The sequence below is a fragment of the Streptomyces sp. CBMA156 genome (assembly GCF_014596515.1).
Taxonomy (GTDB): domain Bacteria; phylum Actinomycetota; class Actinomycetes; order Streptomycetales; family Streptomycetaceae; genus Kitasatospora.
Genome location: NZ_MSJQ01000214.1, coordinates 94,752 through 108,802, shown reverse-complemented (window position 1 = coordinate 108,802; position 14,051 = coordinate 94,752). Strand labels below are relative to the sequence as shown.

17 protein-coding genes are annotated in these 14,051 nt (G+C 75.3%); 10 read left to right on the top strand and 7 right to left on the bottom strand.

From position 1 onward, the window contains the following. Positions 1 to 94: 94 nt before the first annotated feature. The 3 genes from BU198_RS18000 (at position 95) to BU198_RS17990 (ending at position 3,685) form a co-directional block, all read left to right on the top strand. The gene (locus BU198_RS18000; protein WP_188297872.1) at positions 95 to 1,555 is read left to right on the top strand and encodes a dihydrolipoyl dehydrogenase family protein; all 1,461 of its coding nucleotides are present in this window, start codon (positions 95 to 97) and stop codon (positions 1,553 to 1,555) included. Positions 1,556 to 1,727: 172 nt separating this feature from the next. Further along, a complete protein-coding gene (locus tag BU198_RS17995) occupies positions 1,728 to 2,822 on the top strand; it encodes a WD40/YVTN/BNR-like repeat-containing protein (RefSeq protein WP_188297871.1) in 1,095 nt (364 codons plus the stop codon). Positions 2,823 to 2,932: 110 nt separating this feature from the next. Beyond that, complete coding sequence (locus BU198_RS17990; protein WP_188297870.1) at positions 2,933 to 3,685, top strand: GNAT family N-acetyltransferase; 753 nt, start codon at positions 2,933 to 2,935, stop codon at positions 3,683 to 3,685. 69 nt (positions 3,686 to 3,754) lie between these two features. On the opposite strand, the gene BU198_RS17985 is transcribed toward BU198_RS17990, so the two are convergent. Next, complete coding sequence (locus BU198_RS17985) at positions 3,755 to 4,612, bottom strand: DMT family transporter (RefSeq protein WP_188297869.1); 858 nt, start codon at positions 4,610 to 4,612, stop codon at positions 3,755 to 3,757. Positions 4,613 to 4,682: 70 nt separating this feature from the next. Between BU198_RS17985 and BU198_RS17980 the strand changes: the two genes are divergently transcribed. Beyond that, positions 4,683 to 5,549 (top strand): MurR/RpiR family transcriptional regulator, encoded by an 867-nt coding sequence (locus tag BU198_RS17980; protein ID WP_188297868.1) that lies wholly within the window; start codon positions 4,683 to 4,685, stop codon positions 5,547 to 5,549. On the opposite strand, the gene BU198_RS42225 is transcribed toward BU198_RS17980, so the two are convergent. Continuing rightward, entirely contained in the window at positions 5,537 to 5,728 is a 192-nt protein-coding gene (locus BU198_RS42225; RefSeq protein WP_223244548.1) for a DUF4436 family protein, read from the bottom strand. The genes BU198_RS17980 and BU198_RS42225 overlap by 13 nt on opposite strands. Before the next feature lie 276 nt (positions 5,729 to 6,004). On the opposite strand from BU198_RS42225, the gene BU198_RS17970 reads away from it, so the two are divergent. Then, positions 6,005 to 7,033 carry a LacI family DNA-binding transcriptional regulator gene (locus BU198_RS17970; protein WP_188297866.1) on the top strand — a complete coding sequence of 343 codons (1,029 nt, stop codon included), beginning with the start codon at positions 6,005 to 6,007 and terminating at the stop codon, positions 7,031 to 7,033. A 38-nt stretch (positions 7,034 to 7,071) separates the two neighbouring features. On the opposite strand, the gene BU198_RS17965 is transcribed toward BU198_RS17970, so the two are convergent. Both BU198_RS17965 and BU198_RS17960 read right to left on the bottom strand, forming a co-directional pair. Then, the gene (locus BU198_RS17965) at positions 7,072 to 7,590 is read right to left on the bottom strand and encodes a GNAT family N-acetyltransferase (protein WP_188297865.1); all 519 of its coding nucleotides are present in this window, start codon (positions 7,588 to 7,590) and stop codon (positions 7,072 to 7,074) included. Positions 7,591 to 7,790: 200 nt separating this feature from the next. Beyond that, the gene (locus BU198_RS17960) at positions 7,791 to 8,252 is read right to left on the bottom strand and encodes a molybdopterin-dependent oxidoreductase (RefSeq protein ID WP_188297864.1); all 462 of its coding nucleotides are present in this window, start codon (positions 8,250 to 8,252) and stop codon (positions 7,791 to 7,793) included. A 251-nt stretch (positions 8,253 to 8,503) separates the two neighbouring features. Between BU198_RS17960 and BU198_RS17955 the strand changes: the two genes are divergently transcribed. Together BU198_RS17955 and BU198_RS17950 are read left to right on the top strand one after the other, a co-directional pair. Next, positions 8,504 to 8,875 carry a YciI family protein gene (locus tag BU198_RS17955; protein ID WP_188297863.1) on the top strand — a complete coding sequence of 124 codons (372 nt, stop codon included), beginning with the start codon at positions 8,504 to 8,506 and terminating at the stop codon, positions 8,873 to 8,875. A gap of 130 nt (positions 8,876 to 9,005) precedes the next feature. Then, on the top strand, positions 9,006 to 10,232 hold the full coding sequence (locus BU198_RS17950; RefSeq protein ID WP_317620179.1) for an RNA polymerase sigma factor: 1,227 nt from the start codon (positions 9,006 to 9,008) through the stop codon (positions 10,230 to 10,232). Here the strand turns inward: BU198_RS17950 and BU198_RS17945 are convergent. Then, positions 10,229 to 10,693 (bottom strand): MarR family winged helix-turn-helix transcriptional regulator, encoded by a 465-nt coding sequence (locus tag BU198_RS17945; RefSeq protein WP_188297886.1) that lies wholly within the window; start codon positions 10,691 to 10,693, stop codon positions 10,229 to 10,231. The genes BU198_RS17950 and BU198_RS17945 overlap by 4 nt on opposite strands. Positions 10,694 to 10,830: 137 nt before the next feature. Here BU198_RS17945 and BU198_RS17940 point away from each other — a divergent pair, with 137 nt between their 5' ends. Further along, positions 10,831 to 11,613: a dioxygenase gene (locus tag BU198_RS17940; RefSeq protein WP_188297862.1), complete on the top strand. Its 783-nt coding sequence runs from the start codon at positions 10,831 to 10,833 to the stop codon at positions 11,611 to 11,613. A gap of 49 nt (positions 11,614 to 11,662) precedes the next feature. On the opposite strand, the gene BU198_RS17935 is transcribed toward BU198_RS17940, so the two are convergent. Then, entirely contained in the window at positions 11,663 to 12,049 is a 387-nt protein-coding gene (locus tag BU198_RS17935) for a VOC family protein (protein ID WP_188297861.1), read from the bottom strand. A 4-nt stretch (positions 12,050 to 12,053) separates the two neighbouring features. After that, on the bottom strand, positions 12,054 to 12,566 hold the full coding sequence (locus tag BU198_RS17930) for a GNAT family N-acetyltransferase (protein WP_188297885.1): 513 nt from the start codon (positions 12,564 to 12,566) through the stop codon (positions 12,054 to 12,056). Positions 12,567 to 12,794: 228 nt separating this feature from the next. Here BU198_RS17930 and BU198_RS17925 point away from each other — a divergent pair, with 228 nt between their 5' ends. Then, complete coding sequence (locus BU198_RS17925) at positions 12,795 to 13,559, top strand: SDR family NAD(P)-dependent oxidoreductase (RefSeq protein WP_188297860.1); 765 nt, start codon at positions 12,795 to 12,797, stop codon at positions 13,557 to 13,559. A 20-nt stretch (positions 13,560 to 13,579) separates the two neighbouring features. Next, positions 13,580 to 14,002, top strand: a complete 423-nt coding sequence (locus BU198_RS17920) for a MerR family transcriptional regulator (protein WP_188297884.1) — start codon at positions 13,580 to 13,582, stop codon at positions 14,000 to 14,002. Positions 14,003 to 14,051: the final 49 nt, after the last annotated feature.

Sequence of the window (14,051 nt, the reverse complement as noted above, 5' to 3'; positions counted from 1 at the left end):
ACCGGCGCGCCCGGCTGCCCGCCACCCGCGGGCGCACGCCCGCCACCCCCGCCGCACCGGCCGGGGTGGCCACCGAGACGACGGAGGACCGGGCATGACCAGCACCGCCGAGGAGTACGACGTCATCGTTCTGGGAGCCGGCCCGACCGGCGAGAACGTGGCCGACCGGACGGTCGCCGCCGGGCTGCGCACCGTGATCGTGGAGGCCGAGCTGGTCGGCGGCGAGTGCTCGTACTGGGCCTGCATGCCCAGCAAGGCGCTGCTGCGCCCGGTGGCCGCGCTGGCCGACGCCCGCGCGGTGGCCGGTTCCCGGGAGGCGGTCGGCGACCGGCGGCTGGACCCGGCCGCGGTGCTGGCCCGGCGGGACTCCTTCGCCTCGAACTGGCAGGACGACGGTCAGGTGCAGTGGCTGCGGGACACCGGGATCGAACTGGTCCGCGGCCACGGCCGGCTGGCCGGGGTGCGGACGGTGACGGTGGAGGCCGAGGACGGCAGCGAGCGGCTGCTGACCGCCCGGCACGCCGTCGCGGTGTGCACCGGCAGCCGCCCGGTGCTGCCCGCGCACGTGCCGGGGCTCGCCGAGGCCCACCCGTGGACCAACCGGGAGGCCACCGGATCGCAGACCGTCCCCGGGCGGCTGGCGGTGGTCGGCGGCGGGGTGGTCGGGGTGGAGATGGCCGCCGCCTGGCGGGCGCTCGGCTCCGAGGTGGTGCTGCTGGTGCGCGGCGACGGGCTGCTGCCGCGGATGGAGCCGTTCGCGGGTGAGCTGGTCGCGGACGGCCTGCGGGCCGCCGGGGTGGACATCCGCTTCGGCACCGAGGTCACCGCGCTGGAGCGGGCGGACGGCTCCGGGCCCGTCGCCCTCACCCTCGCCACCCGGGACGGGCGGGGCGGTGGCGGGACGCTGACCGTCGACGAGGTGCTGTACGCGACCGGCCGGGCCCCGCGCACCGCCGACGTCGGGCTGGAGCAGGTCGGCCTGAAGCCGGGCGACTGGCTGGAGGCGGACGACAGCTGCACGGTGCTCGGGGTGGACGGCGAGTGGCTCTACGCCGTCGGCGACGTCAACCGCCGTGCGCTGCTCACCCACCAGGGCAAGTACCAGGCCAGGATCACCGGCGCGGCGATCGCCGCCCGTGCCGAGGGGCGCCCGCTGGACACCTCGCGCTACGGCGCGCACGCCGCGTCCGCGGACCTCGCGGGCGCACCCCAGGTGGTCTTCACCCAGCCGGAGGTCGCCGCCGTCGGCCTGACCTCGGCCGCCGCCGAGGCGGCCGGACTGCGGGTGAGGACCGTCGACCACGAGATCGGCTCGGTCGCCGGGGCCTCGCTGTACGGCGACGACTACCGCGGCCGGGCCAGGGTGGTCTTCGACCTGGACCGGGAGGTGATCGTCGGCGCCTGCCTGGTCGGCCCCGGGGTCGCCGAACTGCTGCACTCGGCGACCGTCGCGGTGGTCGGCGAGGTGCCGATCGACCGGCTCTGGCACGCGGTGCCCGCGTACCCGACGATCAGCGAGGTCTGGCTGCGGCTGCTGGAGGACTGCCGGGGGTAGCGGGTCCGGGCGGGACGGCCCCCACGAGCGAGCACGCCCCCAGGGCCACCGCGCCCCCGTCGGCCTCCCGGGTGACCGGCGCGGCGAGATGTGCCCATCGATGGGCGGCGGGACACTGGCAGTCGGGGGCCGTCCCGGGGGGCCGTGCTTGCTCGTGACCAGGTGGTGTGGCATGACCGAGGTGCTGTTGGCCGTCGGAACCGAGAAGGGCCTCTTTCTCGGCCGCAGCCGCGACCGGCTGACGTGGGAGTTCAGCGGGCCGCACTTCCCGATGAACGCGATCTACTCCGTCTCCATCGACCGCCGCGACCGGCGGACCAGACTGCTGGCCGGGGCCGACAGCAGCCACTGGGGGCCCTCGGTCTGGCGCTCCGACGATCTCGGTGCCAGCTGGTCCGAGCCCGCGCGGCCGGCCATCCGCTTCCCCGAGCCCACCGGCACCTCGCTCACCAGGGTCTGGCAGCTCCAGCCCGCCGGAGCGGAGGCACCGGGCGTCGTCTACGCGGGCACCGAGCCCGCCGCGCTGTTCCGCTCCACCGACGGCGGCGAGAGCTTCGACCTGGTCGAGTCGCTCTGGAACCACCCCCAGCGGCCGCACTGGGGCGCCGGCTACGGCGGCCAGGGCCTGCACACGATCCTGACCGACCCGCGCGACCCGCAGCGGCTGCTGGTCGCCGTCTCCAGCGGTGGTGTCTACCGCAGCAAGGACGGCGGCGACAGCTGGCAGCCCTCCAACACCGGTCTGCGCGCCGAGTTCTTCCCGGAGGAGGGCCAGTACCCCGAGTTCGGCCAGTGCGTGCACAAGATCGCCCCGGACCCGGTCCACCCGGACCGGCTCTACCTCCAGAACCACGGCGGCGTCTACCGCAGCGACGACTGGGGCGGCAGCTGGCGCTCCATCGTGGACGGGCTGCCCGCCGAGTTCGGCTTCGCCGTGGCCGCCCACCCGCGGCGGGCCGACACCGCCTACCTCTTCCCGCTCGGCGGCGCGGACGACCGCATCCCGCCCGGCCGCCGCTGCCGTGTGTTCCGCACCAACGACGGCGGCACCAGCTGGCAGCAGCTCGCCGAGGGCCTGCCCGGCGAGGACCACTACGGGATCGTGCTGCGCGACGCCCTGCGCACCGACGACGCCGACCCGGCCGGGATCTACTTCGGCAACCGGACCGGTGACGTGTACGGCAGCAGGGACGAGGGCGAGAGCTGGTCGCTGCTGCTCTCCCACCTGCCGGACGTGCTCTGCGTCCGGGCCGCGGTGGTGGCCTGAGCCTCCGGCCGCCCGCCGCTCGCTCGTCGCCCGGAAAACCGGTTGCCCCGGGGCGGGGCCTCGGTGACCATGGGCCGCCGACGAACGACAGCGAGATTGTGGGGTGGGCCATGACCGAGGACTGGGTGGTCAGGCGCGGTACGGACGGCGAGCCGGTGCTGCGCTATCTGCTGGACGAGCGGGACGGACGGCCCTGGGCCGACCTGCTGGAAGTGCTGGACGAGTCGGTGGACGCCGCCGGGTTCGTCCGGGCCGAGCTGCCCGGCTGGGTGGTCTCAGGACCGCCCGGGCTCGGGCAGGAACTCGTGGCGCAGGGCGCGCGGGTGCTGCGGCACGCCCACACCTTCCGCCGCGACCTGCGCGCCGATCCCCCGCCCGCCGACTGGGCGGGGACGCCGCTGCGCGAGGGCCTGCGGGCGGTGCCCTGCGACCGCGCGCCCGAGGAGATCTACGAGGCCTGGCGGGCCGCGTTCCCCGTCGGCCACGTCGACCACTACCCCGGCGAGGACGCGCAGGTGATGGCCGAACGCCTCGTCCCGCTGCTCGAAGGCAAGGTCATCGGCCCGGTGTTGCCGTCCAGCCTGCTCGCGGTGGACGCGGAGGACCGCGTGGTCGCCGGGCTGATCCTCACCGACCGCGACGGCCGCCCCTGGATCGGCGACGTCTACCGCCACCCGGAACGGGGCTACCGCGGCCTCGGCACCGACCTGCTGCGCCGGGCGATCGGGGACGCCGCCGTACGCGGACTCGCCGACGTGACCCTGGTGGTGTCCGAGGGCAACCCGGCCCGCCGGGTCTACGAGGCGCTGGGCTTCGTGCTCCAGGACACCTCGCTGACGGTGGTCGTGCCCGACGCCGCCTGAGGTCCCGCCGTTCGGCACCGCCGCTTGGCACCACCGTTCGGCACCGCTTGGCACCGCCCGGCCCCGGTCTCAGGGCCGGGCGAGTTCCAGCACGGCGATCCCGCCCAGCACGGTGAGCGCGGCCGTCAGCCGCAGCCGGCCGAGGCGCTCGCGGAACACCACGGCGGCGATGAGCGCGGCGATCACGATGCTGGTCTCGCGCAGCGCCGCGATGGTCGCCAGGTCGCCCCTGGCCTGTGCCCACACCACCAGCCCGTACGCCGTCAGCGAGAGCACCCCGCCGACGATCCCCAGCGGCACCGCCCGGCCCGCCCCGGCGAGCAGCCCCGGCCCCCGCCGGACCCGGACGATCAGCGCCAGCACCGGCCCCTGGAGCAGGAACAGCCAGGCCACGTAGCCGCCGACCGTCCCGGACTCCCGCACGCCGCTGCCGTCCAGCACCGTGTACACCGCGATCATCACGCCCGTGCCGACCGCGGCCCCGAGGGCGGGCAGCTGCGCCCGCCCGGGTATCCCCCGGGCGAAGGCGAGGCCGATCAGGCCGCAGGAGATCACCAGGACGCCCAGCACCTCGCCCGCGCCCGGGTGCCGGCCGAGCAGCACCGCCGATATCAGTGCGACCAGCAGCGGTGGGCTGCCCCTGGCGATCGGGTACATCTGCCCGAAGTCCCCCAGCTGGTAGGCCCGCAGCAGCAGCACCGTGGACGCCGTCTGGACCGCGACCGAGGCCAGCAGGTACGGCCAGGCGGCGGGCGCCGGAAGGGGGTTGAGCACCACCAGGACGAGCGCGCAGGCCGTGTAGGTCAGGTTGATCAGCGTGAAGCCGACCAGCTTGTCCGGAATCCGGTGCGCCAGCCCGTTCCAGACGGCGTGCAGCACGGCCGCCGTGAGCACGGCCACCGGCACCGCCGGGACGCCTCCGGCCATCACGACCTCCCCTCGTACGGCCCGCCGGAACCGGCGGGTCTGGAACAGGATTCCACGGTACCCTGGATTCATGGAAAAGCGTTCCGAGTTTTTCACGCCCCTGGAATCGCGGCTGGCGGCGCAGATCCGGGCCCGGCTGGGCGAGCTGCGCGGCACCGAGGCCCGCGTCGCCCAGGTGGTGCTCGACCGGGGCTCCGACCTGGTGCACCTGAGCGTCAGCGACGTCGCGACGCTGGCCGGCACCGCCCCCTCCTCGGTGGTCAGGGCCTGCCAGCGGCTGGGCTTCCGCGGCTACCAGGAGCTGAAGATCGCCGCCGCCCGGCAAGCCCCCGCCGCCGCGCCCGCGCCCGCCGACGAGGGCGACCCGGCGGCCAGGGCTCTCACCGAGACGCTGCGCGCCGCCCGGGCGGCACTGGACGGCCTCACCGCCACCCTCTCGGCGGCCGACCTGCGGGCCGCCGCCGGACTGCTCGACGGCGCGGGCCGGGTGGTGCTGCTCGGGGCCGGGCTCTCCGGCGCGGTGGTGCTCGACCTCGGGTACCGGCTGCGCGCCCTCGGGCTACTGGTGGACGCCCCGGCCGACCCGATCACCGCCCAGCTCGCCGCCGCCGGGCTCGGCCCCGGCACCGTCTGCCTGGCCGTCAGCCACACCGGCGCCACCCGCAGCGTGGTGGACGCCGCCCGGCTGGCCCGCGGGGCCGGGGCCGAGGTGCTGGCGCTCACCAGCTACGCCCGCTCGCCGCTGACCGAGACGGCCACCCTGGCCCTGGTCGCGGGCGGGCAGGACCTCGTCTTCGGCCTGGAGACCACCGCCAGCCGGCTGGCCCACCTGGCCGCCGTGGACGCCCTCGCCCAGACCCTGCTGGCGCTGCGCGGCCCCCGGGCCGAACGCGCCCTGGGGCTCTCGGCGGACGTCACCGCGGACTACGCGTACTGACCGCGCCGCTTCTCGTGCCCGCCCTCGATCCGGGCGCCGCGCACCACGACCATGGTCAGGCCGACCGCGACCAGCAGCTCCGCCCAGAAGAACGCCGCGTAGTCCAGCAGCGAACCGATCGGCGGGCTGCCGGGCGCGGCGTTGCGCAGGCCGACCAGGGCGAACAGGGTGGCCGCCATCCAGCCGATGCCGCGCGGCCCGCGCGGCCCATACCCGGGCGTGGACGCGGACCCGCGGCCGGCCCCCGGCCGTGTGCTCCGGGCGGCCCGCCGGTGCGGCGGCACGCTCATCGGCCTGCTCCCACGGTGGGCGGTGGCGGCTCCGGGCGCTCCGGTGCCGCCTGTTCCGTCACCCTCCGGGCGGCGGTGGCCGGAGCGCAACCGCAGAGCGCCGATCGGGGCCGCCACGGGCTCGGCAAACCGGCTGGTCGGAGGGGCTGTGTAGGCTCAACGCTCATGGCGAGGGTGACACGGGACGATGTGGCGCGGGTGGCGGGGACGTCCACGGCGGTCGTGAGTTATGTGATCAACGACGGGCCGCGGCCGGTGGCGGCGGCGACCCGGGCACGGGTGCTCGCGGCGGTCGAGGAGCTGGGCTACCGGCCGAACCGGGTCGCCCAGGCGATGGCCAGACGGCGGACCAACCTGCTCGGCATGGTCGTGCCGGACGCCCGCCAGCCGTTCTTCGCCGGGCTCGCCCACGCCGTCGAACAGGCCGCCGCCGAGCACGGCCGGCTGCTGCTGATCGGCAACTCCGACTACGCCGACGAGCGCGAGGCGCACTACATCCGCGCCTTCCTCGGGATGCAGGTGGACGGCCTGATCCTGGTCACCCAGGACCCGGCCACCCCCGGGCTGACCGGCTTCGACGCGGCCGACGGCACCCCGGTGGTACTGCTGCACCACCGGGCCGAGAGCCCGGACGGCGTCGCCGTGGTCGCGGACGACGAGGGCGGCGCCCGCGAGGTGGTCCGCCACCTGCTCGGGCACGGGCACGCCGAGGTGCACTGCTTCGGCGGCACCCGGGCGCTCAGCCCGCACGACCCGGTCACCGGGCGGACGGCCGGCTGGGTCGCCGCGCTGGAGGAGGCCGGGCTGCCCACCGAGGGACGGCTCGTCCCGGCGCCGTTCGACCGGGTCAGGGCGCACGGCGAGGCGCTCGCGCTGCTGGCCGGGCCCGACCGGCCGTCCGCCGTGTTCTGCACGACGGACGACCAGGCGATCGGCCTGCTGCGGGCCGCCGACGACCTCGGCATCCGGGTGCCCGAGGACCTCGCGGTGGCCGGCTTCGACGACATCGCCGAGGCGGTGATCGCCGGGCCCGCGCTGACCACCGTCACCACCGCGCAGGACGAGATGGCCCGCGCCGCGCTGGACCTCGTCCTCGGCGGGCGGGAGCGCCGCGAGCGGGGCGCCAGGACCTTCCCGGCCCAGCTGGTGGTCCGGCGCTCATGCGGCTGCCCGCCGGCCGCGGCGCGGGACTGACGCCGGGCCGTCGGGGACACCGGGGACGCCGCGGCCCCTCAGCCGTCGAGCAGTTCGTCCGCGAGCAGGTCCATCAGCAGGTTGTCGTGCCAGGTGCCGTCCGAGCCGCGCTCGTACTGGCGCATGGTGCCGACGGTGCGGAAGCCGACCTTGGTGTAGCAGTGGATCGCGGCGAGGTTGTCCGCGGCCGGGTCGATCACCAGCCGGTGGTAGTGGTGGTCGTGCACCAGGTGCCTGGCCATCGTGCGCACCGCGTCGGTGCCCAGGCCCAGGCCGTGCACCGTCGGGTCGAGGTAGAGGTCCATCCCGGCGTGCCGGTACTCGTCGTCGTTGTTGGCGTACCACTGGATGGCACCGACCACCTTGCCGCCGACGTCGATCGCGAAGGTCTCGGTGCCGGGCGACTCCAGGTCGCTGGCGACCTCGCCGGCCAGGTCGTCGCCGCCCCGCCAGCGGGCGAACACCTCGGGCGTGCCGCGGATGGCCGCCAACGCCGGGATGTCCTCGCCGGTGGCCGGGCGGAGCGTGACCAAGGTGCCATGCAGAATCGTCCCCATATGGGGCATGTTGGCACGGAAACCCGGCTCGGGCGAGTGTTTTCGGACCGCCGTCCGGCCCTTCCGGGGTGCGGCTCGGAGCCGGGGCCGCAGGCTGTCCCCGCGGCCGGACGGGACCGCGGGACGGGACGGCCCGACCGGACCCCGCAAGGGCGGCCGGACCGGGCGGCCCGGCCGGGCCCCGGCGGGCCGTACGGCGGTCAGTGGGTGGGGTGCGCCGGGTCGCCGAGGGGGCCGAGCCAGACGTCGGTGACGGCGCTGACGTAGCGGGCGCCGCAGTGGTCGTCGGGGACGACGAGCTGCGGTCCGGCGGCGTCCAGCGGGGCACCGTCCATGCTGGTGGCCAGCAGGATCTCCTGACCGCCGAAGTCCGGGTCGATCTCGGCCCAGGAGACCACCGCCCGGTGGCCGTCGGCGCCGGCCACCGAGAGCAGGAAGCGCAGCCGCTGCTTGCGTCCCGAGAAGTCGATCCGGGGCCCGGCCGTGCGCAGCACGTCCAGCAGTGCCGGGCCCTCGTAGCCGTGGCGCTGCTCGCCGGCGGTCCGGCAGTCGAAGCTGACCTCGACGCGGTGCGCGGGGAGGCCGCGCAGCTCCGCCACCGTCAGCCGGGCGGGGCGGTCGAGGTGGCCGTGGAGTCGGACGGTGGGTCCGGCCGGGGTCATGGGTGCTCCCTCCTCCCGGGCCACGCCGTCGTGGCCCGGGAGGAGGAGTACCCGAGCCGCCGGGCTCGCATTCGCAGATGCGATGGATCAGGTGAATTCCTACTCGCATCTGCTGGCTGTGGGCGGGGCGGGGAACCAGCGCGGGGAATCGGCGAAGAAATCTTCGCGCCGGGTGTCGATCCGGCGCCGGCCCGTTCGACGCAGGGGTGAGAGGCGGGGAGAGGCCCCGCCCGCACGACCGAGGAGTCACCGTGCCGCGCTTCATGACGCTGATCCGCATCGACGAGCAGTCCCGCGACGGGTGGGAGCCCGACCCGGGGTTCGAGCAGCGGATGGGGGCCCTGTTCGAGGAGATCACCAAGGCCGGGGTGATGCTGGAGACCGCCGGCCTGACCCCGACCTCCCAGGGCACCCGGCTGACCTGGGCCGACGGGAAGATCGGCTACACCGACGGGCCGTTCACCGAGACCAAGGAGGTCGTCGGCGGCTACGCCGTCCTCCAGTGCAAGGACCACGCCGAGGCCCTGGAGTGGACCCGGCGCTTCCTCAGGGCCCACCCCGTGCACTGGCCGGTCGAGGCCGAGGTCCGGCAGATCGAGGAGACGCCGGAGCCGCCGAAGTAACAGCCGTGGCAGTGTTTGCCTCCCGCCGCGCCGGCTGCTCTGATGGGTGGCCGTGACGGAGAGGGCTGGTACCCACGGGACCGCGGCGGTGGCCGTGACGGAGAGGGCTGGTACCCACGGGACCGCGGCGGTGGCCGTCGAGACGGTGTTCCGGATCGAGTCCGCGCGGATCATCGCCGGGGTCGCCCGGATCGTCCGGGACGTCGGCATCGCCGAGGAGCTGGCGCAGGACGCGCTGGTGGCCGCGCTGGAGCGGTGGCCGCGGGAGGGCGTCCCGGACAGTCCGGGCGCCTGGCTGACGGCCACCGCCAAGCACCGGGCGATCGACCTGGTCCGCCGCCGGGAGGTCTACGCCCGCAAGCTCGCCGAGGTGGGGCGGTCCCTGGAGGACGTCCCCGCGCCGGAACCGGCCGAACCGGACGGCATCGACGACGACCTGCTGCGGCTGATCTTCACCGCCTGCCACCCGGTGCTGTCGGCGGAGGCGCGGATCGCGCTCACCCTCCGGCTGCTCGGCGGGCTGACCACCCCGGAGATCGCCCGCGCCTTCCTGGTGCCGGAGCCGACGGTGGCGCAGCGGATCGTCCGGGCGAAGCGGGCGCTGGCGAAGGCCGGGGTGCCGTTCGAGGTGCCGTCCGGGGAGGACCGGGCGCAGCGGCTGTCCTCGGTGCTGGAGGTCATCTACCTGATCTTCAACGAGGGGTACTCGGCGACCGCCGGGGACGACCTGCTCCGCCCGCAGCTGTGCGAGGACGCGCTGCGGCTGGCCCGGGTGCTGGCCGCGCTGGTGCCGGCCGAACCGGAGGCGCACGGGCTGGCCGCGCTGCTGGAGTTCCAGGCCTCGCGCACGGCCGCCAGGACCGGGCCCGACGGGCGGCCGGTGCTGCTGGCCGAGCAGAACCGGGCCCGCTGGGACGGGCTGCTGATCCGGCGCGGCTTCGACGCCCTGCAACGGGCCGGCACCGGGCCGTACTCGGTGCAGGCCGCGATCGCCGCCTGCCACGCCAAGGCGCGGCGCTACCAGGACACCGACTGGGCGACGATCGCCGCACTGTACGAGCGGCTGCTCGCGCTGTCGCCGTCCCCGGTGGTGGCGCTGAACCGGGCGGTGGCCGTCTCGATGGCCCGGGGCCCGGCCGCCGCGCTGGAGCTGGTGGACGAGCTGGCCGCGGAGCCGGCGCTGCGCGGCTACCACCTGCTGCCGAGCGTGCGGGGCGATCTGCTGGCCCGGCTGGGGCGGGCGGCGGAGGCCAGGGCGGAGTTCGAGCGGGCGGCGGGGATGACCCGCAACGAGCGGGAGCGGGAGCTGCTGCTGGAGCGGGCGGCGGCGCTCGACGAGGGTTGGGGCGCGTCCTAGGCGTCGTCCGGCCGGAGCCGGGCGCTGACCGCGCCGAGGCCCTCGGCGAGCATCGCGAGCTGCTCGCGGCTGAGCACGTCGATCAGCAGCTCGCGCACCAGGGCGACGTGCCCGGGCGCGGCCAGGCGCAGCATCTCCCGCCCCTGGTCGGTGAGTTCGGCGATGACGCCACGCACGTCGCTGGGACAGGAGCGGCGGGCGACCAGGCCCGTCCGCTCCAGCTGGGTGACCTGGTAGGTCAGGCCGCTCTTGGAGGTGACCAGCTTGTCGGCGAGTTCGGTCATCCGCAGCGAGTCGCCGGGGGCGGCGGACAGGTGCACCAGGATCTCGTACTGCTGGTGGGAGAGGCCCGAGTCCTCCTTGAGCTGGCGTTCCAGCCGCCGGTTCAGCAGGTTGCTCGCAGTGACGAAGCCCCGCCAGGCGGCCGCCTCGTCCGGGTCCAGCCAGCGGGGTTCGTTCAGTGAGGACATGGGGTGAATCCTACTCCTGTTGTTCAAATTCGAACAAAGGTGTACCTTCGGTAGCAGTGGAGACGTTCAAATTTGAACTATCTCCCCTCTGGTGAACGACCACCCGACCCGGTCCCGAGGAGGACGCCATGAGCACCGCGGCCCCTGAGCGCATGCCCGCCCTGTACCTGTCGCACGGCGCTCCGCCGCTGGCCGACGACCCGGTCTGGCCGGGTGAGCTGGCCGCCTGGTCCGCCGACCTGCCCCGGCCCAAGGCCGTCCTGATGGTCTCCGCCCACTGGGAGGAGGCCCCGCTCGCCCTCGGCGCCGTCACCACCCTCCCCCTGGTGTACGACTTCTGGGGCTTCCCCGAGCACTACTACCGGGTCCGGTACGCCGCCCCCGGCGCGCCGGACCTCGCCGAGCGCGTGCGCAAGCTGCTGCGCGCCCCCGGCACGCCCGTCCAGGACATCCCCGACCGCGGCCTCGACCACGGCGCGTACGTCCCGCTGGTGGAGATGTACCCGGACGCCGACGTCCCGGTTCTCCAGATCTCGCTGCCCACCCTCGACCCGCGGCGGCTGATGGAGATCGGCCGCAAGCTCGCCCCGCTGCGCGACGAGGGCGTGCTGATCGTCGGCAGCGGCTTCTTCACCCACAACCTGCGGGCGCTCAGCAACGACGGCCGGATCACCTCGGTGATGGCCGAGTTCGACGACTGGGGCCGGCGCGCCCTGGAGGCCCACGACCTGGACGCACTGCTCGACTTCGAGCACAAGGCCCCGGCCGGACGCCTGGCCCACCCGCGCACCGAGCACTTCGCCCCACTGTTCGTCACCCTCGGTGCCGGCGAGGCCGACCTGGACAGCCAGCGCAGCGTCATCGACGGGTTCTGGATGGGCCTGGCCAAGCGCTCGGTCCAGCTGGGCTGAGCCCGGATCCCGGCGGCGTGCCCTGGCGGCCGCCCGCGCGGCCTGTCGCTCAGGCGTTCCCGGTCGCGGTGCGCTCGGCCTGGCTGCGCTCGATGCAGAACTCGTTCCCCTCGGGATCCGCCAGGGTGACCCAGCCCTTGCCGTCCGGGGTGCGGCGGTCCGCCAGGACGGTGGCGCCTAGGGCGACCACGCGGCTGACCTCCTCGTCCCGGCCGCGGTCCTGCGGCTGGAGGTCGAGGTGCACCCGGTTCTTCGCCGACTTGCCCTCGGGGACCCGGATGAACAGCAGCGAGGCGCCGGCGGAGTCCACCAGCGCCTCGTCGTCACCGGGGTTGTCGTCCTCGCCCACGGTGCCGTCCAGCGCCCCGGCCCAGAAGGTGGCCAGGGCGTGCGGGTCCGCGCAGTCGATCGTCACGTGTCGTACCAGGGAAGCCATGCGCCTACTGTGAAGCGCGTCGTTCGGCTCCGTCCAGCCATTTTCTGGAGTGCCGGTGGCCGTCCAGCGGGTACGGCGGGAAGGCCGGGACGATCTCCTCCAACGCGAAGCCGCTCTTCTCCGCGACCCGGCAGGAGGCGTGGTTGTCGCCCTCGTGCAGCAGGTCGATCCGGCGCAGGCCGCCTTCGGCGAAGGTGGCGAAGGCCCAGGCGGTGAGGGCCTCCACCGCGCGCGGGGCCACGCCCCGGCCGCGGGCCGGGCCCGCCGTCCAGTACCCCACCTCCGCCCTCTCCACGCCCGGGGTGCCGCGCTTCAGCACGACGTTGCCGACCAGCTCGCCGGCGTCCAGGACGGCGAAGGCGTACCGGGTGCCGGCCGCCCAGCCGTCGTACTGGAGGCTCAGCCAGTACGCGGCCTGCCCGGCGTCGTCCACCGGGGTGCGGGTGAAGCGGCGCAGGGTCTCGTCCCGGTAGACCTCGATCAGGGCGGGCGCGTCGGCGTCCTCGAAGGGGCGCAGCAGCAGGCCGTCGGGGGCGCGGCCGTCACGCGCGGCCCTCCCGATTCGGTGCTGTCGGGCTGTCGGTCGTTCATGGGTCTGTTCCCCCCTGGGTGGTCGCCGTGCGGTGCGACCCTACTGACAGCCGGTCGGCCCGGTCGCCGGGGCCACGGACCCACCAGTTCGTCCACGCCGCCCGCCCGCGCCCGCTTGACCCTGCCGCTGGCGGCAGGGTCGGAGAGTGGGCACATGAGCGACGAGAGCGGGACGCGGAACCGGGTCGTGGTGGTCACCGGAGCCGGGACGGGGATCGGACGGGAGACGGCGCGGGCCTTCGCGGCCGAGGGGGCGCGGGTGCTGGCGGTGGGGCGGCGGCCCGAGCCGCTGGCCGGGACGGCGGCGGCGTACCCGGCGCTGATCGAGCCGCTGGCCGCGGACGTGACCGGGCCCGGGGCGCCGGAGGAGATCGTCCGGGCGGCGCTGGAGCGGTTCGGGCGGCTGGACGTACTGGTCAACAACGCCGGGATCGTACAGAACCGGCAGGGGCTCGGCGACTTCGACCGGGCGGGTGTCGAGACGCTGCTGGCCACCAACCTGGTCGCCCCGGTGCTGCTCGGCCAGGCCGCGCTGCCCGCGCTGGGCGAGAGCCGGGGCGTGGTGGTCAACGTCAGCACCGCCATCGGGCAGCGCGGCTGGCCGGGCAACTCGGTGTACGCGGCGAGCAAGGCTGCGCTGGAGACCGTCACCCGCAGCTGGGCGGTGGAGCTGGCGCCACGCGGGATCCGGGTGGTGGCGGTGGCACCGGGAGCGATCGACACCCCGATCGGCGACCACTCCGGGTACGGCCCCGAGCAGCGGGCGGCGATCCGGAAGTGGCAGATCGAGCACACCCCGCTGGGCCGGATCGGCCGCCCGGCGGAGGTGGCCTGGGCGATCACCCGACTCGCCTCGCCGCAGGCCTCGTTCGTGACCGGCGTAGTGTTCTCGGTCGACGGCGGCGCGCTGGTGGGCTGACCGGGAGGGGACGGGTGGCGGTGCGGATCGGTGAGCTGGCGGCCCGGACGGGCAGTACCGCGCGGGCCCTGCGGCACTACGAGCAGGCCGGGCTGATCGGCTCCGGGCGCGCGCCGAACGGCTACCGCGAGTACGGCGAGCCGGCGGTCGTCCGGGTGCGCAACATCCGCGCGCTGGTGGCCGCCGGGCTCACCCTGGAGGACATCGAGCCGCTGCTCGGCTGCCTGGACGGGGACGTGCTGGCGGGCCGGCCGTCGGAGCGGGTGCTGGGGATCGCCCGGCGGCGGCTGGCGGTGCTGGAGCGCCGGATCGCCGCCCAGAACGAGGCCAGGGACCGGCTGGTGGCGGCGCTGGCGGCGGCCGGGGTCAGCGCGGACGCAGGGCACGCGGACGTCGGACACGTGGACCGGGCGGGCACGGACGGGCTGGGCACGGAAGGGTGACACCCCCGATCGGGGGTGTGCAGGGGCGGGACCGGAGAGGACAGTGGGC

Coding starts and splice junctions, on each gene's coding strand:
- BU198_RS18000 (WP_188297872.1), top strand. CDS start 95: ATGACCAGCACCGCCGAGGAGTACGACGTCATCGTTCTGGGAGCCGGC.
- BU198_RS17995 (WP_188297871.1), top strand. CDS start 1,728: ATGACCGAGGTGCTGTTGGCCGTCGGAACCGAGAAGGGCCTCTTTCTC.
- BU198_RS17990 (WP_188297870.1), top strand. CDS start 2,933: ATGACCGAGGACTGGGTGGTCAGGCGCGGTACGGACGGCGAGCCGGTG.
- BU198_RS17985 (WP_188297869.1), bottom strand. CDS start 4,612: ATGGCCGGAGGCGTCCCGGCGGTGCCGGTGGCCGTGCTCACGGCGGCC.
- BU198_RS17980 (WP_188297868.1), top strand. CDS start 4,683: ATGGAAAAGCGTTCCGAGTTTTTCACGCCCCTGGAATCGCGGCTGGCG.
- BU198_RS42225 (WP_223244548.1), bottom strand. CDS start 5,728: ATGGCGGCCACCCTGTTCGCCCTGGTCGGCCTGCGCAACGCCGCGCCC.
- BU198_RS17970 (WP_188297866.1), top strand. CDS start 6,005: ATGGCGAGGGTGACACGGGACGATGTGGCGCGGGTGGCGGGGACGTCC.
- BU198_RS17965 (WP_188297865.1), bottom strand. CDS start 7,590: ATGGGGACGATTCTGCATGGCACCTTGGTCACGCTCCGCCCGGCCACC.
- BU198_RS17960 (WP_188297864.1), bottom strand. CDS start 8,252: ATGACCCCGGCCGGACCCACCGTCCGACTCCACGGCCACCTCGACCGC.
- BU198_RS17940 (WP_188297862.1), top strand. CDS start 10,831: ATGAGCACCGCGGCCCCTGAGCGCATGCCCGCCCTGTACCTGTCGCAC.
- BU198_RS17935 (WP_188297861.1), bottom strand. CDS start 12,049: ATGGCTTCCCTGGTACGACACGTGACGATCGACTGCGCGGACCCGCAC.
- BU198_RS17925 (WP_188297860.1), top strand. CDS start 12,795: ATGAGCGACGAGAGCGGGACGCGGAACCGGGTCGTGGTGGTCACCGGA.